Here is a 24,548-nt window from a genome sequence, read left to right on the forward strand (position 1 = left end):
CGCACCAGCTCCGCACGCTCGGCGTCGGACACAACGATCTCAACAGCAGAAGGCCCACGATTCGACACGCAAACAGGCTAACAATTTATCTGGCTTATTTCAGGCGTGACACACTAGGCTGACCGGGTGGATGCCAGTGAGACCCCCGAGACGGAACTGCCGACGTTGCGCAATCCCGTCATGGTTGCCGCCTTCGAGGGCTGGAACGACGCAGGCGATGCCGCCAGCGGAGCCATCGAACATCTGGAGTTGATCTGGGATGCCGAGCCGCTGGCCGAACTCGATTCCGAGGACTACTACGACTACCAGGTGAACCGGCCGACGGTCCGTCAGGTCGACGGCGTGACCAGGGAGATCCAGTGGCCGTCGACGATGCTGTCGGTGTGTTCCCCGCCCGGTAGCGACCGCGACGTGGTGCTGCTGCGTGGCATCGAACCGAACATGAAATGGCGCAGTTTCTGCGACGACCTGCTCGAGTTCATCGAGCAGCTCGGGGTGGAGACCGTCGTCATCCTCGGCGCGCTGCTGGCCGATACCCCGCATACCCGCCCGGTGCCGGTGACCGGTTCGGCCTACAGCCCCGAGGCCGCCGAGCGGTTCAGTCTGGAACAGACCAGGTACGAGGGCCCGACCGGGATCACCGGAGTACTGCAGGACCAGTGCGTGAAGGCGGGCGTACCCGCGGTGTCGTTCTGGGCCGCGGTCCCGCACTACGTGTCGCAACCGCCGAACCCGAAGGCGACGATCGCGCTGCTGCACCGGGTCGAAGACGTCCTCGATATCGAGGTTCCGCTCGGTGAGCTGCCGAAACAGGCCGAGGAGTGGGAAGTCGCGGTCAACGAGATGACCCTCGGCGACGAGGAGATCAGCGAGTACGTGCGCTCCCTCGAGGAGCGCGGCGACGCCGCGATCGACCTCAACGAGACCATGGCCAAGATCGACGGCGACGCCATCGCGGCGGAGTTCGAGAAGTACCTGCGCAGGCGCGGTCCGGGCAGCTTCGGCCTCTAGCCCTCGTTCACCGGGAGTTCGCCGGGCAGAAAGCGCCCGGTTGCCGTCGGCACGCCGCTTAGACTTTTTCGGATGCCGGCCCAGTCGATCGTCGCCCATCTGCGTGGTTTCGACGACCGCATCGCGGTGCTGCACCATCCCGGGCCCGTGCCCGCCGAGTCCGTCGCACCGGTGACCTATGCCCAGCTCGGCGACCGCGTCGCGGAGTTCTCGGCCGGGCTGGGTCCAGTCCGGCGGCTCGTCGCGCTCACGGTCGGCAACGATCTCGACTCCCTCGTCGCCTACCTCGGCGCTCTGGAGGCGGGGTGCGCGGTATTGCTGACCGGCGAGCTCACCGGCGAACTGGCCGCGACCTACGACCCGGACGTGATCATCGATCGCGGCCGCGTCGTCGCGAACCGCGCGCAGCCGGCGCACCGGCTGCATCCGGAGCTGGCGCTGCTGCTCAGCACCTCCGGCTCGACCGGGTCGCCGAAGCTGGTGCGGCTGTCGGCGCACAACCTGACCGCCAACGCCGAGTCCATCGCCGAGTACCTCGGCATCGGCCCGCACGACCGCGCGGCGACCACCCTGCCGCTGTTCTACTGTTACGGGCTGTCGGTCGTCCACAGCCACCTGCTGCGCGGTGCGAGCCTGCTGCTCACCGAGCGTTCCGTGCTCGAGCCCGAATTCTGGGACGAGTTCCGCGCACACCGGGCCACCTCGTTCGCCGCGGTGCCCTACACGGTCGACCTCCTGAACCGGATCGGCTTCGCACAGATGTCGCTACCGGATCTGCGCTACGTGACCCAGGCGGGCGGCAGGCTCGAACCCGCCAGGGTGCGGACGTACGCGGAGCTCGGCGCGGCCGCGGGCTGGCGGTTCTTCGTGATGTACGGCCAGACCGAGGCCACCGCCCGAATGGCCTATCTACCACCGGAATCGGCGGCCGAGCACCCCGACTGCATCGGAATCCCCATTCCGGGCGGGCATTTCACCCTGACACCGGTCGACGACGGCGCCGCCGAAGAACTCGTCTACCACGGCCCGAACGTGATGCTCGGCTACGCGCACAGCCCCGCCGACTTGGCGCTGGGCCGCACCGTCGACGCGCTGCGCACCGGGGATCTGGCCCGACGCACCGCCGACGGGCTGTTCCAGGTCGTCGGCAGGCGCAGCCGCTTCGCCAAACTGTTCGGCCTGCGCATCGACCTGGGCCGCATCGAATCAGAGCTGGCCACAGCCGGTTTCATCGCCGCATGCACCGACGACGGTGCCCGGCTGATCGCGGCGGCACTCCCCCGATCGGCATCGTCGGCGACATCGCATCGAGTCGACGAAGAGGCGGCAGCGCGGCTGATCGCCGAGATATCGGGACTGCCCACCACCGCGATCAGCGTGACCGTCCTCGACGAACTCCCACGGCTGGCCACCGGCAAGATCGACTATCCCGCGGTACGCGCGCTCGCGACCACGTCGGCCGGCCACGGCGACGATGTCGGCGCGATCTACGCCGACGCCCTCGGCCTGCCGATCGAGTCGATCTCACCCGCACACAGTTTCGCGGACCTGGGTGGCAATTCACTGAGTTACGTCGCCGTCGCGGCACGCCTGGAACGCGTGCTCGGCACGCTGCCCACCGACTGGCCACAGCGCTCGATCGCCGACCTGCGCCGATCACCACGCACCCGCACCCGCTTCGGCCGGGCCCTCGATTCCTCGACGGCGTTGCGCGCCATCGGCATCGTGCTCATCCTCGGCTCCCACATCCAGCTGTTCGAACTGTGGGGCGCGGCGCACGTCCTGCTGGCCGTGGCCGGCTACAACTTCGGGCGGTTCGCTGTGAGTTCGGCCCCACGCGCCCGGCGACTCCAGCTCACCGGACGGGCCGTGGCGATGATCGCGGTGCCTGCCGCACTCTGGGTACTGCTCACGATGGCCTGGCAACCCGGCTACTACGGCTGGCAGAATGTGTTGCTGCTCAACAAGATTCTCGGACCGCGCAATGACACGGCGGGACATCTGTGGTTCCTGGAAGTACTCGTGTACTGCACGGTGGCCTGCGCGCTGCTGATCAGGATCCCCCGGATCGACCGGTGGGAGCGACGGGCGCCGTTCTGGTTCGCGCTCGGCCTGCTCGGCCTCACCCTGATCCTGCGCTGGCATTCGTTCGGGCTCTATCCCGAACGCGAAATCACATTCTCACCGCTGGCCTGTTGGTACTTCGTTCTCGGCTGGGCCGGAGCGAAGGCGACGGCAGTCTGGCAGCGGCTGATCGTCAGCGCCGTGCTGCTGGCTGGTGTGCCCGGATATTTCGGCGTCACCGAGCGGGAACGCCTTGTCATGGCAGGCATTGCGATCTTGATCTGGCTGCCCGCGCTGCGCGTGCCCACCGTCGTCGCCGTGGTGGCGGTGGCGGTGGCCGACAGCTCCCTGTTCGCGTATCTGCTGCACTGGCAGGTGTACCCGGTGTTCGGCGACCAGCGATTGCTGGCGCTGGCGGCCTGTCTGGCCGCCGGCGCGGCCGCTACCGAGATGGCGGATCGGTGCAGGCGTGCGATCCCATGGCTAACGCTCCAGGGTCAGCACCTGAGCGGCCGCCTCGTGCGCCAGCTTCGCGATCAGCAGGTCACGCGGAATCGTCTGGCCGGCAAGGTGATCGAGTGACGGCACCACCACGTGGTGGGCGTCGGCCCGCTTCAATTCCTGGGTGAGCTCGGCGAACGCCGCACCGTCACCCGCGGGCGCTTCGTGGAACGTCGCGGCGAAACACATGCCCGCGGTCCGGGCGAGGCTGCGTAGCGCATCCTCCAATTGGTCGCTCTGGCCATCGGCCAAATCGTCCCGCAAGTATCCATAGATCAACGCTTCCACCCGAACCTCCGTTGGATTGGGATCGCTGTTCTGTTGTCGGACCTGTCGTGTACTCGATCCCCCCGCGTCGCGCGGTGCGCCACGCGGGGGTACTGCGTTGCCCTGCAAGCTCTCCTGCAAAGCAGGTATCCGGTTGTCCAGCCGAGCACCTGCTTCCATCATGAACATTCGCGGCCCCCGGCAGCAGATGTCAATCCGATGACATCTACTTGCCCTATCCGGGACGCCGAACGTTAACTGGTGGAATACTACCGCCGTGACCGCAACTGATGATCGACCCGTCTGGGCTGTTCGGATGCGCTCGGAACGTGACGCGAGGGGGTGGTCGCAAGCCGATGCCGTTCGCGCGATGCGTGCCAAGTCCTCCCACAACCTGCCGACGGACAGTACCCTGCTGCGCAACTGGCGCCGCTGGGAATCCGGGGAATCGCGACCTGACGAGTTCTACGCGCCGATCATCGCGGCCGCGTTCGACACCGTCCCCGCCGCGTTCTTCCCGAAGTCCCGTCCCAACCGGGATGACGAGCTGTTATCGGCAACCGGTATGGACACTTTGGAGTTCATCGGACGACTCAGGATGTCCGACGTCAACAGCGCAACACTGGACGCGGTGCGGATCACCGCCGAACGGTTGTGCTGCGAATACGCTTACGCCGAACCCCACGCACTGCACGCCGAGGGGACCGCGTGGCTGCGCCGGATCACCTCGCTGCTCGACGGCAGACTGACCCTGAGCCAGCATCGGGAGATCCTCGTACTGGCAGGCTGGGTCGCGTTGCTGGTGGGTTGCGTCGATTACGACCTCGGCCGCCGAGGCGGTGCCGAAGCCACCCGCCGGGCCGCCGATTCCCTCGGCCGTGAAGCGGGCAATCCCGAGATCGTGGGGTGGGCCGCGGAGATGTCGGCGTGGTTCGCGTTGACACAGGGCAACTTCCGTGGCGCGATCGATGTCTCGGAGAAGGCGATGGCAGGCACCACGTCGTCGAGTGTCGGGGTGCAGCTGGCCGCGCAGCGTGCCAAGGGCTGGGCCCGGCTCGGTGACCGCCGCGCGATGCAGACCGCACTCGACGAGGGCAAGGCGATTCTGTCGCGGATGGGCCACCCGGCCGATCTGGACAACCACTTCGTCGTCGACGCCACCAAGTTCGACTTCTACGCGATGGACTGCTGCCGGGTGGCAGGCCAGGATCGACTGGCCGAACGCTACGCCCGGCAGGTGATCAGCGATTCGACCCGACCGGACGGTTCGGTCCGCAATCCCATGCGGGTCTCGGAGGCGCGGCTGACGCTGGCTGTCGTCGCCGTGCGCGACCGCGATCTCGAGCGCGCGGTCGAGGAGGGCGTCGCGGCGTTCTCCGCGGGTCGCAAGTCGCTGCCGTCGCTGGCGTGGATCGCGGGCGAGGCGGCCAGGGAGATCATCGAACGATACCCAGGAGATCAGCGCACCCAATCGTTCCTCGACCAGCTGCGATCGCTCAATGTCGGGTGAGTTCGCCCGGCGGTGCCACGCCGATCGGGGACGGGTCCGGCGGAGCACCCGGAGGCCACCACTAACCTGTCTACGGTGACCGACTCCGCCGACGGCCTGCCCAGCGCCGTACCCGCCCTCTGGGACGAGCGTCTGCGGTTGTTCTCGTTCGCGACCGCCGAGAAGCGCGCCGACTACCTGCGGGTACTGCGCGCCTTCGACAGCGCTCGCGCCGCCTACGTGGTGTTGTTGCACGCCGACGACGTCGCCGAGTGGATTTCGAGAGCCGAGGCGGGCGGCCGGATCGAGGCGGCCGCGGGTGTCCCACTGCCCGCGGCCGAGATCGGTCCGCTGCTCGAGCAGTTGCATCGCTGGGGTGTGCTCGAACGCAGCTATGACGGCACCAGGGCGGCCACCCTGGCCGAGTACCGCAACCGGCACTACGTCTACCAGTTCGCGCAGGCCGGCTTCCAGGCCTACCGGGCGGTGGCCGGGGTGCTCGCGGCCCGGATGGAGGACGCGTCGCTGTCACGGCTCGTGCTGCCCGAACTGCTCGCCGACCTGCGCACGCTCGCCGCCGCCAATCGCGACGGCGATGCCGAGCGGGTCTACACCACCTTGCGCAGGCTCGACGCCGCGCTCACCGACATGGCCGCGCGGGCCGCGCATTTCTATCTGTCGCTGGGCGATCTGGTGCGCACGACCGAGATCACCCCGGAATCCTTTCTCGCGCACAAGGATGCGCTGCTGGCGCACATGCGGGAGTTCAGTCTGGATCTGGCCCGGTTCGCGCCGCGGCTGGCGGCGGCGATCGGCGAGGTCGAGGAGACCGGGGTCGAGCAGTTGATCGGTCGCGCGGCCGGGTGCGACGAGCGGGTGCTGTTGAGTTTCGATGAGCGCGAAGCGGATTGGCGTTCGCGCTGGGACGGGTTGCGCACCTGGTTCGTCGCCGCGGGCACCGAGTCGTCCGAAACGTGTGAGGCCGACCGGCTGCGGGAGGCGACGATGAGCGCGATCGCGGCGGTGCTGTCGCTGTTGCGCCGGGTCACCGAGACCCGCCGCGGTGGCGTCAGCCGGGAATCGGCGTTGCGGCACCTGGCCGAGTGGTTCGTCGCCACCCCCACCGCGAGCGGTGCGCACGCGCTCTACGACGCGGTATTCGGGCTGGGCAGGCCGCGTCATCTGTCGCTCGAACACCCCGATGCGGAGCTGATCCCCACCAGTCGCTCCTGGTGGGACGCACCGCCTTTGGAGATCTCCCGAACGCTCGCCGAGACCGGGCGCGCACCCACCGCGGGCGCGCCCGCCCGGATCGCACGCAACGACGCGGGCATTCGGCGGTTGCGGGAGGCCCAACTGTTGGCGCAGCGGGACCGGGCCGCGGCCGCCGCTTCGCTGTCGAAGGGCAATGTGCACGAGCGCGTGCTGGATCAGCGCGAGACGGAGGTGTTGTTGCGTCTGCTCGACGCGGCTTCCACCGCCTGGGTGCCGGTGAGTGGAAAGGTCGACGGCACAACAGGTTCTGACAACGGCGTGACGTTGACGGTGCGTCCGTGCGACGGGTCGACGGTGATCCGCACCGCGGTGGGCCTGCTCCACTTGAACAACCGGCGCCTCGAGGTGCGCGCTGGTTCAGCGCGGCGGGGGGTGGCCCGATGAAACGGCAACGGATCGACGCGCTGGCCCTGGACAGCTATCAGCGCGCGGCTCGGGTGATGCTGGCCAACCACCTGGTCACCCGCGTCTACCCCGATCGAATCGCCTTGCCGTTGATCCGGCGCTGGGCGACGGAACTGCGCGAGGATCTGGCCGAATTGTTCGGCTACCGGCTGGAAGTCACCGAGACCACGGCCCGGCTCTACCCGGTGCACGACCGACTCGACGACGCCCGGCCCGCCCGCAGCGTCAACGACCGCGTCTTCGACCGCCGCCGCTACGCCTATCTCTCGCTGGCGCTCGCCGCGCTCGGCCGGGCGGGCGACCAGATCACCCTGTCCGAATTGGCCGAGCACGTCGCCGATTACGCGAGCCGGATCGAGGGCCTCGACCTGTCGACCGAGCGGGCCGCCGATCGCGACGCCTTCGTCGACGCCGTGGGCTGGCTCGGTGCGCGTGGTGCGCTGACCTTGGCCGACGGCGATGCGGGTGGCTGGGCCAGCGACCCGGAGGCGGGCGAGGCCCTCTACGACATCGATCGACCGGTGGTGTTCGCCCTGTTCCGGCCCCCGCGCGCACTGCAGCACCTGCACAGCGTGCGCGGTTTGCTGGCCGAAGACACCGAACAGGCATCGCCCGAGCAGGCCCGCCGGGTTCGCCGGGCACTGGTGGAGCGCCCGGTCGTCTATCTCGACGAGCTGCCGGAGGCCGAACGGGCGCTGCTGGGCCAGGAGCGTCTGGTCGGCGAGGTCGAATACTGCACCGGCTTGCGGGCCGAACGCCGGGCCGAAGGGGTGGCGCTGATCGACACCTCGGGCCGGCTGTCCGATACTCGTTTCCCCGGCACCGGAACCCTGGCCCAGGTGGCGCTGCTGCTGATCGGCGAGATCGCCGACGCGGTTCTCGATATCGACAACCCGGTCCCCCGCCGCCCGGGCGCTCTCACTGCCGATGACACGCTGCTCGACCAGCTCGACGCGTCCATCCCCACGGCGGGCGTGTTCGCTCCGCTCGCCGATGACATCGAAACCATCACCACCGCAACCGATTTCGTCGACGAAGCGACCGAGGACGACGAACCGGCCACCTACCCGTTCCTGGCCGAGATCTGGGTGCGCGCCACTGTCACCGCGCTCACCGACCGCTACGGCGCGACCTTCGCCGCGCAATGGCAGGCCGATACCGGCGGGCTCACCACCGAGGTGCTCGCGCTGCTCGCCAAGCTGCGGCTGATCCGGCCGGTCGATGACGGGCTGCTGGTCTTGCCCGCGCTGGCCAGATATCGCGGCGCGGTGGTCACCGTGCGGGTGCGCAAGGCCGAGGAATTGTTCGTCACCGCCGCCGATACCGACGGCAGCACCGGAGAGGGAGGGGTCTGAGCATGTCAGTCATTCACGGCGGAGTGCGGTTCGTCCCGACCCGTGCGGGCATCGTCAACCTGTGGGACTACCGCGACCAGGAGTTCAGTTTCGCCGACGGTCGGCTGGTACTGCGCGGACCCAATGGCTCCGGAAAGACCAAGGCGCTCGAGGTGCTGTTCCCGTTCGTGCTGGACGGGCGGATCGAACCGCGCAGGCTGAACCCGTTCGCCGGTGAAGAACGCACCATGAAGTCGAATCTGCTGTACCGCAAGCAGGAATCGGCCTACTCCTATGTATGGATGGAGTTCGCGCGCGGCAGCTGGGACGATCCGGAGACCGTCACCGTCGGCATCGGCATGCGCGCCACCCGATCCTCGGACAAGGTGACCCGCTGGTACTTCGTCGCCGACGGCCGCGCCGGGGTCGACTTCTCCCTCATCGGCCCCGACGACCGCCCGCTCACCCGCAAGCAATTGGCCGAGCAGATCGGCAGCGACGCCATCCTCGACCGTCCCGTCGAGTATCGCGCGGCGATCGACGCGCGCATGTTCGGGCTCGGCGTGCAGCGCTACGACCAGCTGATCAACCTGATCCTCACCCTGCGAAGGCCCCAGCTCGCCAAGAACCTCGACCCGCGCGGCCTGTCCCAGGCGCTCACCGACGGCCTGCGCCCTCTCGACGAGCAGTTGATCCTCGATGCCGCTCGCTCGTTCAGCGATATGGAGGAGGTCGGCCGGACCCTCGACGGTCTCGTCCAGGCCGACACCGCCACCCGCCGTTTCGTCGACGTGTACCGCAAATACCTCGCGGTTCAGGCGAAAACCGACGTCGACCAGCTCCGCACCCGTCTCGACGCGGTCACCAACACCGCCACGGCCCTGTTCGCCGCGACAGCCTTGCGCACCCGTCGCGACACCGATCGCGCCGAAGCCGAGACCAGAGCCGAGAACGCCGATCACGCCTACGAACAGGCCATCGCCGACCGTGAGAACCTCCAGCGCTCCAGCGCCTACGAGGGCAAACAGCAACTCGACGACCTGGCCGACGCCGTGCGCCGCCTCGAGACCTCCGCCGCGGCCCATCGCGACAAGGCCGCCGAAGCAGGTCACACGCTGCAACGTCGCGCCGAGGAAGCCTCGCGCGCGGCCGAGGCTGTCCGCACCGCGGCGGCCGCCCTCCTCCGCGGCGAAGACGCCGTCCGCGCGGCTGCCGAAGAAGCGGGCATCGAATGGACTCCGCCCAGCGCCGAGGGCCGCGGCGACCAGTTCACCGCAGCGGTCCGCGGCCACGCCGAAGAGCGCGATGCCGACGTCCGCGCGGTACGAAATGCACTGGGCAAGTGGGAAACCGCCGCCGCGGACCGCACCCGTTCCGAGCGCCTCGCCGAACGCGCGATCGAACTACGTGACTCCGCCGCCGCGGAGGTAGCCCACGCCGAAGCAGCGGTTGCCTTGGCCCGCAGCGAATCCGCGGCCGCTCTGCGCACCTGGTGGAGCACCAACACCGAGGTTTTCGCAGCGGTCGCCGGACCTGAAGGCATGCCCGCAGAAGGCGCCGGTCGCGTGACGGGCACCAGCGGGCCGGTCGACCCCGAAGAAGCTACGGCGGATACGGGTCAGATCGACCCCGCCGCCGACCGAGGTCGTCCCGCGGGCTTGTTCGAGGCGCTCGACACGGCCATCGCCGGCGCGGAAGTGGCGGATATTCCCTCCGCCGCAGAGGTTTTGGCCGAGCGATGCGAGCCGCTACAGGAGCAGATTCGCACCCGCCGCCAGGAAGCCCGGTCCCACGCGAGCGCTGCCGCCGCCCGCCGCGACGCGCTGACCGCCGAACGCAAGCAGATCGCCGCCCAACGCGACGACGCTCCCCCACCGCACCCCGCCAGAGCCGGTGTCCGAGAAGGCCTTCCAGGCGCTCCGCTCTGGCAGCTGGTCCGGTTCGCCGAGTCGGTGTCCCCGCGAGATGCGGCCGGTATCGAAGCAGCGCTGCAATCCGGCGGCCTGCTCGACAGCTGGATTTGCGGCCCGACTCTGCCCGCCGACGTCGACTCCGACCACTTCCTGCTCCCCTTGCCGGTCGACCAGCGTCCCCCCGGGCGCACGCTCGCCGATGTCCTTGTCGTCGAAGAGGACTCCACCGCGCTCACGGTTCCCACCGAGACCGTCGCCGCGGTGCTGGCCTCCATCGCGCTCACCTCGATGATCGAACACTCGGCTTCGTGCACCGGCGCCACACTCACCGCGCTGACCACTGCCGACACACCGCACGTCGTGGTCAGCCTCGCCGGGTCCTTCCGACAGGGCGTTCTCGTCGGCCACCATCACAAGTCCGAGGCCGAGTTCATCGGTACGACAGCGCGAGCCCGCAGGCGTGAGTCCCGGCTCGCCGAGATCGAGGCAGCGATCGAGGCAGCCGCTGCCGAGCACGACGCCGCGCGAGCCGAAGACGCTTCGGCCACTGCGGAATTGGCCGCGCTGTCCGCAGCCGCCAAGGCTCTGCCGCGCCCGTCGGCGGTGACCTCCGCTTTGCGTGCCGTAGCCGAGACCGCCGGTCTGATGAGGTCACGGGTGGAGGCCGCGACGCAGGCCGAGCGCGAACTCGACCAGGCCGTCGCCGAAGTCGCGGCGCTGGACAAGAAGGTTCGCGCCGCCGCCGCGGCACACCGAACCCCGCGTGCGGCACGCGAACTCGACGCACTGGCCGCCGCCATCCGCCATTTCGAGAACACCGGCACCGGTCTGCTCCGCCTGCGCGCCGAACACGAGCGCGAACGCGAACGCGAACGCGAGGGCGAGGACCGTCACGACGAAGCGCGGGCACTGGCCGAGGCGTTCGCCGAAGAGGCTGAGGCCGCCCGGCTCGGATATACCGAGCAGCATCGCAAACTCGAAACGCTGCGCGAAGCGTTGGGCGCCAGTGCCGCCGACATCGACCGTGACCTCGACCTGGCCCGTGGCGCCATCGAGGCGGCCAAGGCCGAACAGCGGGCCGCGCGCAAGGCCGCCAACGCCGCCATCGAAGCGGTCGGCGACGCCGAGGCCGCCTATCGCACCGCCAACGAAGCCCTCGCCACCGCGCTCACCGAGGTGCTCGCCGAGGTCCGTTCACTGGCCCCCTACGCACGCCCCGACCTGTTGAGCTTGCTCGGCGCATCGGTCGAACATCGCTGGCCCAGTAGCGATGCCGCGTGGTCCACCCCGGAGCAGCTGCAATACCGCATCGTCGCCGCGGGCCCGGAAACCGATCCGCTGGTGCTGCCCGATGAGGTGGCCGCCCTGTTCGCCGACCTCGACACCGCCACCAGCCAGGTCCGCGCCACCGAGGCCGGTCGCAAGTCCACCCGGTCCGCCGTCACCAGCGCACTCCAGGAGTTCGACGCCGCGCTCACCGCATCGGGTCGCGACTACCGCCTGAACTGGGACGCTGCCGACGGACTCACCGTCGTCGCCGTCCACGACGAAAACGGCCAGGCCGCCCTCGCCGACTTCGCCGCCCGCATCGACGCCGCCCGCCGCGACCAGGAACTGCTGCTCACCGATGCCGAACGCCGCATCCTCGAGGACGCGCTGCTGACCGGTCTTGCCCAGCAGATCCACGAACGCACCACCGACGCGCGCGAACTCATCTCCCGCATGGGCGCGGAGATGAAGCAGCGGCGGATGTCGTCGGGCAACACCATCGGTGTGCACTGGATCCTCGCCGATGGCCTGTCGGAGTCCGCGCGCTCGGTGTGCAAACTCCTCGACCGCGACACCACGGCCCTGAGCTCGGATGACCTCGGCGCGGTGCGCGCCCACTTCGCTGCCGAGATCCGCGCCGCCCGCACCGCGCACCCGGAGCGTTCCTACCCCGAAATCCTCGCTGCCACCCTCGATTACCGCACCTGGCGAGTCTTCTCCTTCACCCTCATCTCCGGCGACGGCACCGAGGACAAGCTCACCGTCGCCCGCCACAGCGCCCTCTCCGGCGGCGAACAATCCGTTTCCCTGCACCTGCCGCTGTTCGCCGCCGCCCACGTGATGCTCGACTCCGCCGACCCCCAGGCCCCTCGCCTGCTGGCCCTCGACGAAGCCTTCGCCGGCGTCGACGACAACGGCCGCAGCGAATTGCTCAGCCTCAGTGTGCAATTCGACCTCGACCTGTTCATGACCGGCTACGACCTGTGGATCACCTATGCCCACGTGCCCGGCTGCGCGCACTACGACCTGGCCCACTCCACCGCCGAGAACACCGTCAGCGCAACCCTGCTCGTCTGGGACAGCGGCGAACTCCTCGCCGAACACGACGGCGGCGACCTCACCACCGCCCTCGGCTCTCCCAATCGCCGCCGGGTGCCGAACACCATCGAGGGTGGGTTGACGCTGGCGGGCATGCCCGGTGAACCGGCATCGGTGGGCTGAACTGCCGGTCCCCGCGACTCATCAACTGGCTGATGACACTTCGTAGCAGGTGGCGAGCGCGGCGGCACGGTGGTGCAGGGCGGTGCGCAGCCATGGTGGTGCCAGCACTTCCGCGTTCGTGGCGAGCTGCCACATCGCCCATTCGGCGTGCCTGCGATCCTGGAAGGTGACCTCCATCCGCACCCGGCCGTCCGCGTCCGCCTCTTCGCTCCGAACAGCCAGCGCGGTGCCGACCAGTTCCTCCCGTCGCGCCGGGTTCACCCGAACCAGCACGGAGATCAGCTCGCCACCCTCGCGAAACCGCGTGCTGCGGCCCTGCCACGCCTGATCCAGATCGACCCGATCCGGTCGCTGGGCCGGTTCGTCCAGTTCCTCGGCGGCCAGCACACGCGAGAGCCGGTAGGTGCGGTCCGCGCCGGACCTCGTGGCGAGCAAGTAGCCCTGACCTCTGACGGTGACCAGGCCGATCGGGTCCACCGTGCGCCATTGGGGGTCCTGGTCCACGGCCGCGTAGTGGATGCGCAGCTTGTGTCCGGCGAGCACCGCGCGCCGGACCTCGGTCATGATCGTGTCGGACAATTCCTCGGCGACCAGCCGACGCGACAGGAGGTCGATCTCCGGATCGACGAGCAAACGCTGGGCCGCGTCGCTCGCGGTGTCCCGGTAGCTCTCGGGGAGCGCGTCGACCACCTTGAGCATGGCCGATGCCAGGGCGGAGCCGAGACCGAATGCCTGTGCGCCACGCCGTGATCCGGCGATCAGCAAGGCGAGGGCCTCCTCGTGGTTCAGCCCGGTGAGCTCGGTCCGGAACCCGGGCAGCAACGCGAAACCGCCGTGCCTGCCGCGCTCGGCGTAGACCGGAACGCCTGCCGTGGACAGTGCCTCGATGTCGCGCAGCACGGTGCGGGTGGAGACCTCCAGTTCGCGCGCGAGGGCGTCGGCCGACAGCCGGCCGTGCCGACGTAACAGCAACACCAGGGAGACCAGCCGGTCAGCTCGCATAGGAAAAACTATGCCAGGAATACACGACACAAGATGTCGTGTATTCCTGGCAGATTCATCGGCATGACCAACACCGAGCACGCACCCCGCACGGCCCACACCATCGTCAACCCGGACGGCCTGCACGACCCGACCCCCTTCGGCTACAGCCACACCGCCACTGTCCCCGCGGGAACGGAACTGGTGCTCGTCTCAGGACAGTACGGATCACGACCGGACGGCTCGGTCGTCTCCGCCGACTTCACCGAGCAGGTGAACCAGACATTCCGCAATATCGGCACCGCCCTCGCCGCCCACGGCCTCACCCTCGGCGACGTCGTCCAGCTCAGGACCTATGTGGTGAACCACGACGTCAGCAAGCTCGGCCCTATTGCTGGTGCTGTACAAGCGAATTGGGGGACGACGCCGCCTACCCAAACCCTCATCGGCGTAGCGAGCCTGGCGACGCCCGACGTGCTGTTCGAGGTCGAAGCCGTCGCCACCCGCCGCTGACCCGCCTCGTGCGCAGGTGCTGTAGCGCGATGAACCCGCGCAACTGGGCGCACAGGTCGCTCTAGCCGGGGACGCCCCGTAGGTGCACGGCTCACCTACGGGGCGCGGGCAACGGATAGACCCCGCTCGAGGACGTCGTACGCCTCGGCAAGCAGCTCGAGCAGGTCGAGATCCTCTGTCCGGTCGAATGCTGCGACCACCGCGTCTGTGGCGGGTCCGTTACTCAGCCAGTCGACCAGTTCACCGAACGGCATCCACCCGTGGTCCCAATAGGAGTTCGTCGGAGTCAGTCGGCCATCCTCGATACGGCAACCGTGTATCACGAGCTCATGCAGATTCCGCACCGCCGGCGCTGAATCCAGCAACGCCCATTCCACGAGCCGGGCAGCGATCGTGGACTCGGCCGCACCAACCACGCACACTACGACAGCGATGCCAGGACCCGGATTCGCAGCGGCAAATGTGCTGCGCCACAACGCATCCACTACCTCGGCGACCGCGTCGGCCTGCGGCCACGAATCCCAGCCCGCCTGCCGAAGCTTGCTGTACACGACCTCCATGTCGGGCATCTGCGGATCGTCGGTATGGAGCAGTTGCAGGATGCGACCGGTCAGGTAACGCAGGTCCGCGACCGATCCGACTGTGTTCAACGCCCGGAAGGCAAAGCTGCCCAGCTCGGTTCCAGTGAGTTGGTGTCGCGGCGTGCTCAGCAGGACCGCATAGTCGGCCGGATTCCGGCAGCACGGACAGGCTTCGATCGCAGCGGGCGGACCTACTGGGGCGAAGGCGTCATCGAGCGCGACCAATGCTCCGGCGAGCGCCTGGTCGACTCCGATGTAGGTCAACTCCGATCGAGGCACCCACCCGTACTCGTGCCGAATCGACATTCCGGGCCATCCGCCGACATCGTCACGGTCGCCGACATAGTGGATGAACGCACGATCCGGATCGTCGATCCAGATCTCGAACGGTTCCCTCCGCCACCTGCACGGCACTCGTAGATCAACGGCCACCAGTCGCACAATACCGACGGTTCGGGCTGTCCACGATTCCTTTCCGCAGGCGGTGAGGGGCGGACGCTCAATCGGCAAATGCGTCTGTGAGGCGATCCGCGAGGGCGCGTAGCCGCGCGGTGAGTTCTGGCGAATCGTGTACGCGGAAAGGTACTCCCAGGGAGATCAGCTGGATGGCGAGCCAGGTGGGGTCGTCATCTCGGGTGGCGGTGTGGCGGCACGTGGTGTCGCTGTCGGCGTGCAGGGTGTCCGGTTCTTCGCCGAGGCGGCCCGCGATCCGGGCGTGTGGCGCTTCGATGGTGACGTCGACGTGGTATTCGGGGGTGGCCCAGTCGGTTCGGCGGCCTGCGACGTAGTCGGCCGCGTCGGCGGCGGGGAGGTCGCGTGGGGTGGTGCGGGCGCCGGTGGGCTGGGGGTTTTCGATGCGGTCGGCTCGGTAGCTGCGCCAGGCGTCCCGGTCCAGGTCGTAGGCGACGAGGTACCAGCGGCGGCCCGCGGCGACGACGCCGACGGGGTCGGTGTGGCGGTGGGATCGGGTGCCGGTGGCGTCGCGGTAGGTGAAGCGGAGGCGTTCCCGGTTGGTGACGGCGGCGGCCAGGGTGGTGAGGACCTCCGGGTCGACGGTGGGGCCATCGCCCGCGCGGACCGCGACCGCCGAACCGACCACGCGCACCCGCCTGCGCAGTTTCGCGGGCAGGACTTGCTCGAGCTTGGCCAAGGCCCGCACCGACGCGTCCTCGATGCCCGCAACCGCCTGTCCCGCAGCGACTCTCAACCCGACAGCGACCGCGACGGCCTCGTCCGCGTCGAGGATCAGCGGTGGCAGCGCGGAGCCCGCGGTGAGCCGGTACCCGCCGGCCGCCCCCATCGCGGCGACCACCGGATAGCCCAGCTCGCGCAGACGGTCGACGTCGCGTCGCACGGTCCGATCGGTGACGCCGAGCCGGTCGGCCAGCTCGCTGCCCGGCCACTCCCGTGGCATTTGCAGCAGGGAGAGCAAACGGAGCAGCCGGGCCGCGGTGTCGGTCATGTTCTCGATTCTGCCGCGTATCTAGGACCGAAACAGTCCTAGATGGCCGATAGCGTCGCAATCACACCGACAACGAGGAGTCCCGATGAGTACCATTCGCCCGTTCCGCATCGACATCCCCCAGGCCGACATCGACGACCTGCACGACCGGCTGACCAGGGCGCGCTGGGCGGCCCAGCTGCCGGGCGAGGGCTGGGAACGCGGCGTGCCCACCGAGTACCTGCGCGAGCTCGCCCGGTACTGGGCGAACGAATTCGATTGGCGCGCACAAGAAGCCGCGCTGAACACCTTCCCCCAGTTCATCACCGAAATCGACGGCCTCGACGTCCATTTCGTGCACGTACGCTCCCCCGAGCCCGACGCGGTGCCGCTGCTGCTCACCCATGGCTGGCCCAACTCGTTCGTCGAATTCACGCGCACCATCGGCCCGCTCACCGACCCGCGCGCACACGGACTCGATCCCGCGCTCGCCTTCGACGTGGTGATCCCGTCGGTCCCCGGATTCGCCTTCTCGGCGCCACCGCGCGACACCGGAATGACCACGGCACAGGTCGCCGGGATGTGGGCCACCCTCATGGACCGGCTCGGCTACGACCGCTACGGCGCCCAGGGCGGCGACCTCGGCGCCTACGTCGCGCCGGACCTGGCGCTGGCCGCCCCGGAACACGTGATCGGCGTGCACCTCGACGGCGGGATCGGCATGCCGACAGAGGCAGACGTACCCGCGATGTCGGCCGAGGACCGCGCGCAGTGGGCCGACATGCAGCAGTGGATGACCGGCGGCGTCGACCACCACGCCCTGTTGCGGGCGGCGCCGCACACGTTCGCGCTGGGCTGGAACGATTCACCGGTCGCGCTGCTCGCGTGGATGATGCAGAAGTTCCAGGAGTTCACGCCCATGGCCGAGCTCGCCGAAGACGTGATCGACCGTGACCACCTGCTCACCAACATCGCCCTGTACTGGTTCACCCAGACCACCGGCACCTCGTCGTGGCCGATGTACGACGGACTGCGCGACGGCGGTTTCGGCTGGCCCACCGATCAGAACCTGGTGCCGACCGGTGTCTACGGTGGCGGTTCACCGCTCATGCGCAAACTCGCCGACCACGGCAACAAGATCACCCACTGGCCGTCGGGAAATCCGGGCAACCATTTCGTCGCGATGGAGGAACCCGCCGCGCACGTCGCCGACATCCGGACCTTCTTCGCCGCGCTGATCTAGCGCTGACTCGCGTCCGGCACCCGGGGCGGACACGGGGTGCCGGGCGCGGTGACCAGCTCGAAATGCCACCACTCATTATCGAAAGTCCGGCAAAGCCCCCAGCGGTTGCCGTTGTCCTCCAGCCACTGCGCCCCCACCTGCGGGCCGACGTCGACGGCGTGCCCGGAGACGTGCGTGGACTCCTCGGGCGGCAGCACCCAGCGGCGCGCCTCGTCGGGGCTGCCGTAGGTGGCGAGGCCGTCCTGCCAGAGCCATTCCTGCTGCTCGTAGGTGCGATGGCCGGAGGTGATCGACAGCGGCACACCCTCGGCGTGGGCCTGCTGCTCGGCGAGGGTGTAGGCGACGGCGAGGGGCGGGTCGAGGCCTTCGGTGCCTGCGGCCGATTGGAACTGTTCGCGCGGCTCGGGTTGGGCGGCGGTGGTGCCGATGCCCATAGCGGTCACGGCCGCGGCGGCCGTCATCGTCACCAGGATCCGGTCGGCCACGCGGCCGAGCACAGTTTTCATAGGCGGATTCTATCGACCGGACCCGTCGCCGAGGCCACGGCGCCACTGCTCGATCGCCCGGCCGATCTCGGTCTGCGGGGGTTCGTCGTAGAGCCATTCGCGGGCCAGCTGATGCCAGTTGGCGGTGACGCGCAGCTGACCGAGGGTGGCGAAGGTGAACAGGTCGGCGCGGCGGGAGAACACGTGCTCGGGCGGCAACAGCTGTTTGTGCATGCCCTGGAAGTCGGACGCGCGCGGATCGACAGCGAGGAGCAGTGCGCCGGTGGCCAGTTCGGGGGTGATCGTGACTTCCTCGTCGAGCAGGTGCCAGCCGGTGGCTGCCCAGACGTAGGCCAGACTCTCCTCCACGGTGACCTCGGAATCGGGGTCGATGATCCCCCGGCCCAGCCACGCGGCGAACAGATCCTCGCCCCGGCCCTCCGCGGCCGCCCGTAGGACCGAACGCTCGAACTCGACGTGCGCCGGGTCCATCTCCTTGTAGAGGCCGAAGTCGACGAAGGCAAGTTTGCCGTCGGCGGCCAGCAGCACATTGCCCGGATGCGGGTCGCCACAGAACTCGTTGTCGGCGAACAGGCCGGCGATGTAGAAGCGGTAGATCAGCTCGCCGAGCCGGTCACGTTCGGCGGCTGGCAGCGTCTGGATGTGCGAAAAAGGGCGCCCTTCAACGAATTCCGTTACCAGCACATTGTGCGTGCAGAATTCCTCGATGCTGTCGGGCACGGTGATGAAGGGATGGCCACGATAACGCTGCGCGACCCGATGCTGGGTCTGGGCCTCGCGCTCGTAGTCGAGTTCACTGCGCAGATTGCTGGCGACCTCCTCCAGCACACCCGTATCGGCCATGCTCGGCAGCACCGTTCTGGCCATCTTGCCGAGGAACTCGAGATTGCTGATATCGGCGTGGACAGCACGGTCCACCCCGGGGTACTTCACCTTGACCGCGACGACCCGCCCGTCGTGCAGTCGCGCCCGGTGCACCTGGCCGATCGACGCCGCCGCGATCGACGTTTCGTCGAACTCGGCGAAGGTCTGTTCCAGTGGGCCGAGATCGTCCTCGATCACCTGCCGCATCGTCGGGAACGGCATCGCGGGCGCCCGGTCCTGCAGTGCCGCGAGCTGTGCACGGAACTGCTCGCGATGCGCTACGGGAACGAAGTCGAGATCGAGCACCGAGCCCATCTGCCCGAGCTTCATCGCCGAGCCCTTCATGCTCCCCAGCACCGCGACGATCTGCTGTGCCTTCATCATCGCCGACCGCTCGGCCAGCACCTCACGCGCCTCATCGGTGCGCCCGATCATCGACAGCCGCCGCCCGACCTCCCGCACCGCCTGCCCGGCCGCGAACTGCCCCAGCTTCGCACTGCGCGTCGCCCGCCCCCTGGGAAGTCCACCGCTCGCCAATCCACACCCCTGTCAGGCCCTGTACACCGTATGTCGTGCGTCACAGTACACCGGGGTGACAGCCGACGCCGGGCCCCCGGAACAGACGAACCCCCGGTGCCCGCCGAAGCGGACACCGGGGCATCGAAGCGGGCTACTACACGCGTTCCTTGGAACGAGTACGCACGCGCAGGGCGATGGGCTTGGAGGTTTCGGCGAAGAAGTCGTTGCCCTTGTCGTCGACGACGATGAAGGCGGGGAAGTCCTCCACGTCGATCTTCCAGACCGCTTCCATGCCGAGTTCGGCGTATTCGAGGACTTCGACGTTCTTGATGCAGTCCAGCGCCAGGCGAGCGGCGGGGCCGCCGATAGAGCCCAGGTAGAAACCGCCGTGATCGTTGCAGGCCTTGGTGACCTGAGCCGAACGGTTGCCCTTGGCCAGCATGACCATGGAGCCACCCGCGGCCTGGAACTGGTCGACGTAGGAGTCCATCCGGCCCGCGGTGGTGGGGCCGAAGGAGCCCGACGCGTAGCCCTCGGGAGTTTTGGCGGGGCCCGCGTAGTAGACGGCCATGTCGCGCAGATACTGCGGCATCGGCTCGCCCGCGTCGAGGCGTTCCTTGATCTTGGCGTGGGCGATGTCGCGGGCCACGACCAGGGGACCGGTCAGCGAAAGACGGGTCTTCACCGGGTATTTCGACAGTTCGGCACGGATCTCGTCCATCGGGCGGTTGAGATCGATCTTCACCACATCGCCACCGAGGATGTCGGCGGTCTGCTCCGGAAGATACTGGGCCGGTTCGGTTTCCAGCTGCTCCAGGAAGATGCCGTCCTTGGTGATCTTGGCAAGCGCCTGGCGATCGGCCGAGCAGGAGACGGCGATCGCGACGGGGCAGGACGCGCCGTGCCGGGGCAGGCGGACCACGCGCACGTCGTGGCAGAAGTACTTGCCGCCGAACTGCGCGCCGATGCCGAACTCACGGGTGAGCTGGAAGACCTCTTCCTCGAGCTCGACGTCACGGAACGCGTGACCGGTGATCGAGCCCTCGGTGGGCAGGTTGTCGAGGTAGTGCGCGGACGCGTACTTCGCTGTCTTCAAGGCGAATTCGGCACTGGTGCCACCGATCACCACGGCGAGGTGGTACGGCGGGCAGGCCGCGGTGCCGAGCGAGCGGATCTTCTCGTCGAGGAACTCGAGCATGCGCTCGGGGTTCAGGACGGCCTTGGTCTCCTGGTACAGGAACGACTTGTTGGCCGAACCGCCGCCCTTGGCCATGAACAGGAACTTGTACACCGGGTTGTCGGCGTCGCCCTCGGTCGAGTACAGCTCGATCTGGGCGGGCAGGTTGGTACCGGTGTTCTTCTCGTCCCACATGGTGATCGGGGCGAGCTGGGAGTAGCGCAGGTTCAGCTTGGTGTAGGCGTCGAAGATGCCGCGGCTGAGCCATTCGGCGTCGTCGACACCGGTGAGCACACCCTCGCTCTTCTTGCCCATCACGATCGCGGTGCCGGTGTCCTGGCACATCGGCAGCACGCCACCGGCGGAGATGTTGAGGTTCTTGAGCAGGTCGAGCGCGACGAAGCGGTCATTGCCCGAGGACTCCGGGTCGTCGATGATCTTGCGCAGCTGCCGCAGGTGCGCGGGGCGCAGGTAGTGGCTGATGTCGTGGATCGCCGTCTCGGTCAGCAGCCGCAGCGCCTCGGGCTCGACCTGCAAGAAGGTGCGCCCGTTGTGCTCGACGGTGCTGACCCCCTCGGTGGTGAGCAGGCGGTAGGGCGTCTCGTCGGCGCCGATGGGCAGCAGATCGGAATAGCGGAACTCCGGCGCGGTCACGGATCGCACTCCTTCGGGCAGGGCGGGCACCGCAACACTGCGGAGCACCAGGCAGGGCTGGTCACAAAGCAATCCGCAGCCTATCCACCACCCATACCCGCACGGTGGTTAGGCAACCCTATGTGAGGTTCCCGACCGACCCTAACCAATGTCGAGGTTGCACGTTCAACCCAAACGGTGCTACCCATTCTCCGGGCGGTGGCGGGCGTGCGCCGTTCAATCCGAAGCCTGCACCTTCAGAATCTGGAGCTCGATCGTGACCGATCCACAGTGGCTCGATGATGTCGAAATGCGTGCCTGGCTGGGCTATGTCCGGACCCGCGACCTGATCGCCGCGGCGATCGGACGTGACGCAGGCCGGGCAGCGAACCTGAGCTATGTCGAATATTCCGTGATGGTCTACCTAGCCGACGCACCAGGCCAGCGGCTCACCTTCGCCGATCTGGCCTGCGCGCTCGAATGGTCGCAGAGCAGGCTCTCGCACCAGATCACCCGCATGCAGAAGCGCGGCCTGGTCTCACGCGAGACGATGCCGCACGACCAGCGCCGCACGGTGGCGAAGCTGACCCCGACCGGCGGGCAACTGCTCACCACGGCCGCGCCCGCCCATGTGCGCAGCGTGCGCAAACACATGATCGACGTGCTGGATCGCGACCAGCTCGCCACCCTCGCGGAGATCTACGACGTGCTCGTCGACCATCACCGCGGCGCGAACGCGGCCGAACCGGTCGGCCGGCTGCAGCCCGCCGCGCCCGGCGAGGACTAGGACCCGCCGCTGCCGCTGCCACCCCCGCCGGAGGAGTCGGGGCGGGCATTGCCCAGACCACCGCGCGCGACGCTGCCGCCCTTGGCAGGCGCACCGCGGTCGAAGACCTCGCCGCTGGTCGGGCGCAGGAAACTGCCCGCGGCGAGAGCGACGGCGACGCCGATCGCCGGGTACACGAAGGTGTCGGTGTGCTGGTACCAGAACCGCTTGTAGTTGGTGTCGGCGCTGTCGCACTGTTCGTCGGCCACGCGGACGTTGGTCGTCTTGTCCACGCAGACACCGACAGCCGCCGGTTTGGCGGCGGCCGAGGTGGTCGTGGGCACCCGGGAAGTGGTGGTCGGGGGTTTCGAGGTGGTCGTGAGTGTGGTCGACGCCGCGCGCGGTGCCGGTTTCGGTGTGGCGGTGCCACATCCGGCCGAGACCAGTGCCACCGCCACGACGGCGGGCAGCGTGTAGGACACGCTGCGCGACATCATGATTCGACTACGCGAACCCTCGATATCCGAAACCACACTCACGAATTCCCCCTCTGACGGTGATGCCCAACCGCCGATACTATCCAGCCGCGGCGCCGCTGACGACCGTTCCGTTGGACGCGAAATCCCGGTTGCCGGAATCCTTTTGCCCCGTACCGACCCCCAGCGCGCGTTCGAAGCCGGCGGGAACGATGATGTCGTCGCGGGTCAGGTCGGAGATCGAGGTCTTGCGCAGACCCAGCAACGCGGAATCGATTCCGCCACGCAGGATGTCGAGAACGTTCTCGACGCCGGCCTGCCCGTTGGCCGCCAGACCCCACAGGGAGGCGCGCCCGATCAGCACCGCACGCGCACCGAGCGCCACCGCCTTCACGACATCGCTGCCGCGCCGGATGCCGCCGTCGAGGAGCACCTCGATCTGGTCGCCGACCGCATCGGCGAGCACCGGCAGTGCCCGGATGGCGGCGGGGGTGCCGTCGAGATTGTTGCCGCCGTGGTTGGACACCGAGATGCCTGCCACGCCCGCGTCGACGGCGCGCAGGGCGTCGTCGACGCGCATCACGCCCTTGAGCAGTACCGGCCCGTCCCACTGCTCGCAGATCCAGGCGACATCGTCCCAGTCGGGTGCCGGTGTCTGCATCCATTCGCCGTAGGCGCCGAAGAACCCGGGTGCCGCGCCGCCGCCGACCGCCATATTGGGCGCGGTGAGGTCGGGGATGCTGCCCGAGCGCAGGTATGTCGCGAGCCAGCGTGGGCGCGCGAGGGTCTGCGGCGCGAACTTCATCATCGTGCGCAGGTTCAGCGATTCCGGGATCACCGGGCTGCCCCAGTCGCGGCCGTGCGAGAACGACCAGTCCAGGGTGAGGATCAGGCCAACCGCGCCGGCTTTCTTGGCCCTGGCCATCCGCTCGAGGATCTGGTCCTTGTTGCCGCACCAGTACAGCTGGAACAGGGTCGCCGGGTTGGCGGCGAGCACCTCCTCGACGGGCTTGCTCGCGAAAGAGCTTAGCCCCATGGCGATTCCGCGTGCCGCCGCGGCGCGCGCGACGGCGACCTCACCGTCGGGGTGCACCGCCTGCACGCCGGTCGGCGAGATCAGCACCGGCATGGACACCTGCTGACCGAGCACCGTGGTCGATTGGTCACGGTCGCCGATCGGGCCCGCGCAGTGCGGGGCGAAACCGAGTTCGGTGAACGCGGTCTGGTTGTCTTCGATGGTCTGTCCGCGTTCCGAACCGGCGATCAGCGCGCCGTACACCGACTTCGGCAGACGCTTGCGGGCGCGCCGCTGCGCCTCGGCAACGGTCTCGAACCAGGGATTCATCGGGGTCCTTCCTCATGATCCTGCGGCCACCATCGGCGCAGGTCTTCCAGCAATGCGGTAGTGGCGACCCGCAGCAGGCCGGTGCCTTCGCAGGCACTCGATCCGGTCGGGTCGCCGAGGATTCCATTGGGGCTGACCGCCCGCACTCCGCCCGCGCGCAGCAGCGGCAGCAGTTCGGTCAGCGGGCGGCAGTCCCCCGGTTCGGCCAGTTCGGTGCGCACCAGGTCGGGGCTCAGCGCGAGCTGGATCGAGGTCTCGGTGCGCCCGGCGTGCGGGTCGCCGCCGTAGCCGGGCGAGAACACCCGAACGTCGCGCGACTCCGACCGCAACAAGGCGACGGCTCGGCGCAGGGCTTCCACATTGCCGCCGTGCCCGTTGACCAGCACGATCCGCGAGAACGTGTCCGTCGCGGAGCGACACAGTTCGACGACGAGCAGTTCCAGCGCCGCCTGTCCGATCGACAAGGTGCCCGCGAACCCCGCGTGCTCGCCACTGGCCCCGTAGGCCACGGCGGGCGCGATGAGCACGTCGGAGCGCTCGGCCGCGACCAGGCGGCACACCGCCGACGCGATGTCGCTGTCGGTCGAGAGCGGCAGGTGCGGGCCGTGCTGCTCGGTCGCGCCGAGCGGAATGACCATGATCACTCCCGCGGCGGCGCGCACACCTGCCTCGGGCGATGTGAGGTGCGCCACGAACATGGCGCCAACATTAACGTCAGTCACTGACATAATCAATAGCTCGTGCAGGTCGAAAG

Annotated in this window: 19 protein-coding genes; 9 read left to right on the plus strand and 10 right to left on the minus strand. The window is 68.6% G+C overall.

Annotation, left to right across the window (positions count from 1 at the left end):
- Positions 1 to 180: 180 nt before the first annotated feature.
- Both ACFWPK_RS02395 and ACFWPK_RS02400 read left to right on the plus strand, forming a co-directional pair.
- Positions 181 to 1,011, plus strand: a complete 831-nt coding sequence (locus ACFWPK_RS02395; protein WP_378913138.1) for a PAC2 family protein — start codon at positions 181 to 183, stop codon at positions 1,009 to 1,011.
- Between the two features lie 72 nt (positions 1,012 to 1,083).
- Complete coding sequence (locus ACFWPK_RS02400) at positions 1,084 to 3,657, plus strand: AMP-binding protein (protein WP_378912757.1); 2,574 nt, start codon at positions 1,084 to 1,086, stop codon at positions 3,655 to 3,657.
- On the opposite strand, the gene ACFWPK_RS02405 is transcribed toward ACFWPK_RS02400, so the two are convergent.
- The gene (locus ACFWPK_RS02405; protein WP_056809962.1) at positions 3,559 to 3,864 is read right to left on the minus strand and encodes a hypothetical protein; all 306 of its coding nucleotides are present in this window, start codon (positions 3,862 to 3,864) and stop codon (positions 3,559 to 3,561) included. The genes ACFWPK_RS02400 and ACFWPK_RS02405 overlap by 99 nt on opposite strands.
- 349 nt (positions 3,865 to 4,213) lie before the next feature.
- Between ACFWPK_RS02405 and ACFWPK_RS02410 the strand changes: the two genes are divergently transcribed.
- The 4 genes from ACFWPK_RS02410 (at position 4,214) to ACFWPK_RS02425 (ending at position 12,749) form a co-directional block, all read left to right on the plus strand.
- Complete coding sequence (locus ACFWPK_RS02410; RefSeq protein ID WP_378912758.1) at positions 4,214 to 5,353, plus strand: XRE family transcriptional regulator; 1,140 nt, start codon at positions 4,214 to 4,216, stop codon at positions 5,351 to 5,353.
- A 75-nt stretch (positions 5,354 to 5,428) separates the two neighbouring features.
- On the plus strand, positions 5,429 to 6,991 hold the full coding sequence (locus ACFWPK_RS02415) for a TIGR02677 family protein (protein WP_378912759.1): 1,563 nt from the start codon (positions 5,429 to 5,431) through the stop codon (positions 6,989 to 6,991).
- Positions 6,988 to 8,367: a TIGR02678 family protein gene (locus ACFWPK_RS02420; RefSeq protein WP_378912760.1), complete on the plus strand. Its 1,380-nt coding sequence runs from the start codon at positions 6,988 to 6,990 to the stop codon at positions 8,365 to 8,367. Before ACFWPK_RS02415 ends, ACFWPK_RS02420 begins: the two co-directional genes overlap by 4 nt.
- 2 nt (positions 8,368 to 8,369) lie before the next feature.
- Positions 8,370 to 12,749 carry a TIGR02680 family protein gene (locus ACFWPK_RS02425; RefSeq protein WP_378912761.1) on the plus strand — a complete coding sequence of 1,460 codons (4,380 nt, stop codon included), beginning with the start codon at positions 8,370 to 8,372 and terminating at the stop codon, positions 12,747 to 12,749.
- Between the two features lie 21 nt (positions 12,750 to 12,770).
- On the opposite strand, the gene ACFWPK_RS02430 is transcribed toward ACFWPK_RS02425, so the two are convergent.
- On the minus strand, positions 12,771 to 13,751 hold the full coding sequence (locus ACFWPK_RS02430) for a helix-turn-helix transcriptional regulator (protein WP_378912763.1): 981 nt from the start codon (positions 13,749 to 13,751) through the stop codon (positions 12,771 to 12,773).
- Positions 13,752 to 13,814: 63 nt separating this feature from the next.
- Here ACFWPK_RS02430 and ACFWPK_RS02435 point away from each other — a divergent pair, with 63 nt between their 5' ends.
- Entirely contained in the window at positions 13,815 to 14,243 is a 429-nt protein-coding gene (locus ACFWPK_RS02435) for a RidA family protein (RefSeq protein ID WP_378912765.1), read from the plus strand.
- Positions 14,244 to 14,338: 95 nt separating this feature from the next.
- Here ACFWPK_RS02435 and ACFWPK_RS02440 read toward each other — a convergent pair whose 3' ends face one another.
- Complete coding sequence (locus tag ACFWPK_RS02440; protein ID WP_378912766.1) at positions 14,339 to 15,049, minus strand: hypothetical protein; 711 nt, start codon at positions 15,047 to 15,049, stop codon at positions 14,339 to 14,341.
- Positions 15,050 to 15,323: 274 nt separating this feature from the next.
- Positions 15,324 to 16,286 carry a helix-turn-helix transcriptional regulator gene (locus ACFWPK_RS02445; RefSeq protein ID WP_378912767.1) on the minus strand — a complete coding sequence of 321 codons (963 nt, stop codon included), beginning with the start codon at positions 16,284 to 16,286 and terminating at the stop codon, positions 15,324 to 15,326.
- A gap of 85 nt (positions 16,287 to 16,371) precedes the next feature.
- Here ACFWPK_RS02445 and ACFWPK_RS02450 point away from each other — a divergent pair, with 85 nt between their 5' ends.
- A complete protein-coding gene (locus tag ACFWPK_RS02450; protein ID WP_378912768.1) occupies positions 16,372 to 17,508 on the plus strand; it encodes an epoxide hydrolase family protein in 1,137 nt (378 codons plus the stop codon).
- Here ACFWPK_RS02450 and ACFWPK_RS02455 read toward each other — a convergent pair.
- The 3 genes from ACFWPK_RS02455 to ACFWPK_RS02465 form a co-directional block, all read right to left on the minus strand.
- The gene (locus tag ACFWPK_RS02455; RefSeq protein ID WP_378912769.1) at positions 17,505 to 18,014 is read right to left on the minus strand and encodes a M15 family metallopeptidase; all 510 of its coding nucleotides are present in this window, start codon (positions 18,012 to 18,014) and stop codon (positions 17,505 to 17,507) included. The two genes, ACFWPK_RS02450 and ACFWPK_RS02455, sit on opposite strands and share 4 nt — an antisense overlap.
- 9 nt (positions 18,015 to 18,023) lie before the next feature.
- Positions 18,024 to 19,415 (minus strand): ABC1 kinase family protein, encoded by a 1,392-nt coding sequence (locus ACFWPK_RS02460; RefSeq protein WP_378912770.1) that lies wholly within the window; start codon positions 19,413 to 19,415, stop codon positions 18,024 to 18,026.
- A gap of 136 nt (positions 19,416 to 19,551) precedes the next feature.
- The gene (locus ACFWPK_RS02465; RefSeq protein WP_378912771.1) at positions 19,552 to 21,228 is read right to left on the minus strand and encodes a fumarate hydratase; all 1,677 of its coding nucleotides are present in this window, start codon (positions 21,226 to 21,228) and stop codon (positions 19,552 to 19,554) included.
- 256 nt (positions 21,229 to 21,484) lie between these two features.
- On the opposite strand from ACFWPK_RS02465, the gene ACFWPK_RS02470 reads away from it, so the two are divergent.
- Positions 21,485 to 21,994 carry a MarR family winged helix-turn-helix transcriptional regulator gene (locus ACFWPK_RS02470; protein WP_378912772.1) on the plus strand — a complete coding sequence of 170 codons (510 nt, stop codon included), beginning with the start codon at positions 21,485 to 21,487 and terminating at the stop codon, positions 21,992 to 21,994.
- Here ACFWPK_RS02470 and ACFWPK_RS02475 read toward each other — a convergent pair.
- The 3 genes from ACFWPK_RS02475 to mftE are packed head-to-tail and all read right to left on the minus strand — an operon-like array spanning position 21,991 to position 24,492.
- On the minus strand, positions 21,991 to 22,512 hold the full coding sequence (locus ACFWPK_RS02475; protein WP_378912773.1) for a hypothetical protein: 522 nt from the start codon (positions 22,510 to 22,512) through the stop codon (positions 21,991 to 21,993). The genes ACFWPK_RS02470 and ACFWPK_RS02475 overlap by 4 nt on opposite strands.
- Before the next feature lie 37 nt (positions 22,513 to 22,549).
- Positions 22,550 to 23,794, minus strand: a complete 1,245-nt coding sequence (gene mftD, locus ACFWPK_RS02480) for a pre-mycofactocin synthase MftD (protein WP_378912774.1) — start codon at positions 23,792 to 23,794, stop codon at positions 22,550 to 22,552.
- A complete protein-coding gene (gene mftE, locus ACFWPK_RS02485) occupies positions 23,791 to 24,492 on the minus strand; it encodes a mycofactocin biosynthesis peptidyl-dipeptidase MftE (protein WP_378912775.1) in 702 nt (233 codons plus the stop codon). The genes mftD and mftE overlap by 4 nt, the downstream gene beginning before the upstream one ends.
- Positions 24,493 to 24,548 lie beyond the last annotated feature (56 nt).

It is taken from the genome of Nocardia sp. NPDC058519 (assembly GCF_042719755.1).
Lineage (GTDB): Bacteria > Actinomycetota > Actinomycetes > Mycobacteriales > Mycobacteriaceae > Nocardia.

What these genes read in the sequence shown, in the direction of transcription:
- ACFWPK_RS02425 (WP_378912761.1), top strand. Translation starts at nt 8,370, where the DNA reads ATGTCAGTCATTCACGGCGGAGTGCGGTTCGTCCCGACCCGTGCGGGC.
- ACFWPK_RS02450 (WP_378912768.1), top strand. Translation starts at nt 16,372, where the DNA reads ATGAGTACCATTCGCCCGTTCCGCATCGACATCCCCCAGGCCGACATC.
- ACFWPK_RS02430 (WP_378912763.1), bottom strand. Translation starts at nt 13,751, where the DNA reads ATGCGAGCTGACCGGCTGGTCTCCCTGGTGTTGCTGTTACGTCGGCAC.
- ACFWPK_RS02395 (WP_378913138.1), top strand. Translation starts at nt 181, where the DNA reads ATGGTTGCCGCCTTCGAGGGCTGGAACGACGCAGGCGATGCCGCCAGC.
- mftD (WP_378912774.1), bottom strand. Translation starts at nt 23,794, where the DNA reads ATGAATCCCTGGTTCGAGACCGTTGCCGAGGCGCAGCGGCGCGCCCGC.
- ACFWPK_RS02455 (WP_378912769.1), bottom strand. Translation starts at nt 18,014, where the DNA reads ATGAAAACTGTGCTCGGCCGCGTGGCCGACCGGATCCTGGTGACGATG.
- ACFWPK_RS02410 (WP_378912758.1), top strand. Translation starts at nt 4,214, where the DNA reads ATGCGTGCCAAGTCCTCCCACAACCTGCCGACGGACAGTACCCTGCTG.
- mftE (WP_378912775.1), bottom strand. Translation starts at nt 24,492, where the DNA reads ATGTTCGTGGCGCACCTCACATCGCCCGAGGCAGGTGTGCGCGCCGCC.
- ACFWPK_RS02400 (WP_378912757.1), top strand. Translation starts at nt 1,084, where the DNA reads ATGCCGGCCCAGTCGATCGTCGCCCATCTGCGTGGTTTCGACGACCGC.
- ACFWPK_RS02420 (WP_378912760.1), top strand. Translation starts at nt 6,988, where the DNA reads ATGAAACGGCAACGGATCGACGCGCTGGCCCTGGACAGCTATCAGCGC.
- ACFWPK_RS02435 (WP_378912765.1), top strand. Translation starts at nt 13,815, where the DNA reads ATGACCAACACCGAGCACGCACCCCGCACGGCCCACACCATCGTCAAC.
- ACFWPK_RS02445 (WP_378912767.1), bottom strand. Translation starts at nt 16,286, where the DNA reads ATGACCGACACCGCGGCCCGGCTGCTCCGTTTGCTCTCCCTGCTGCAA.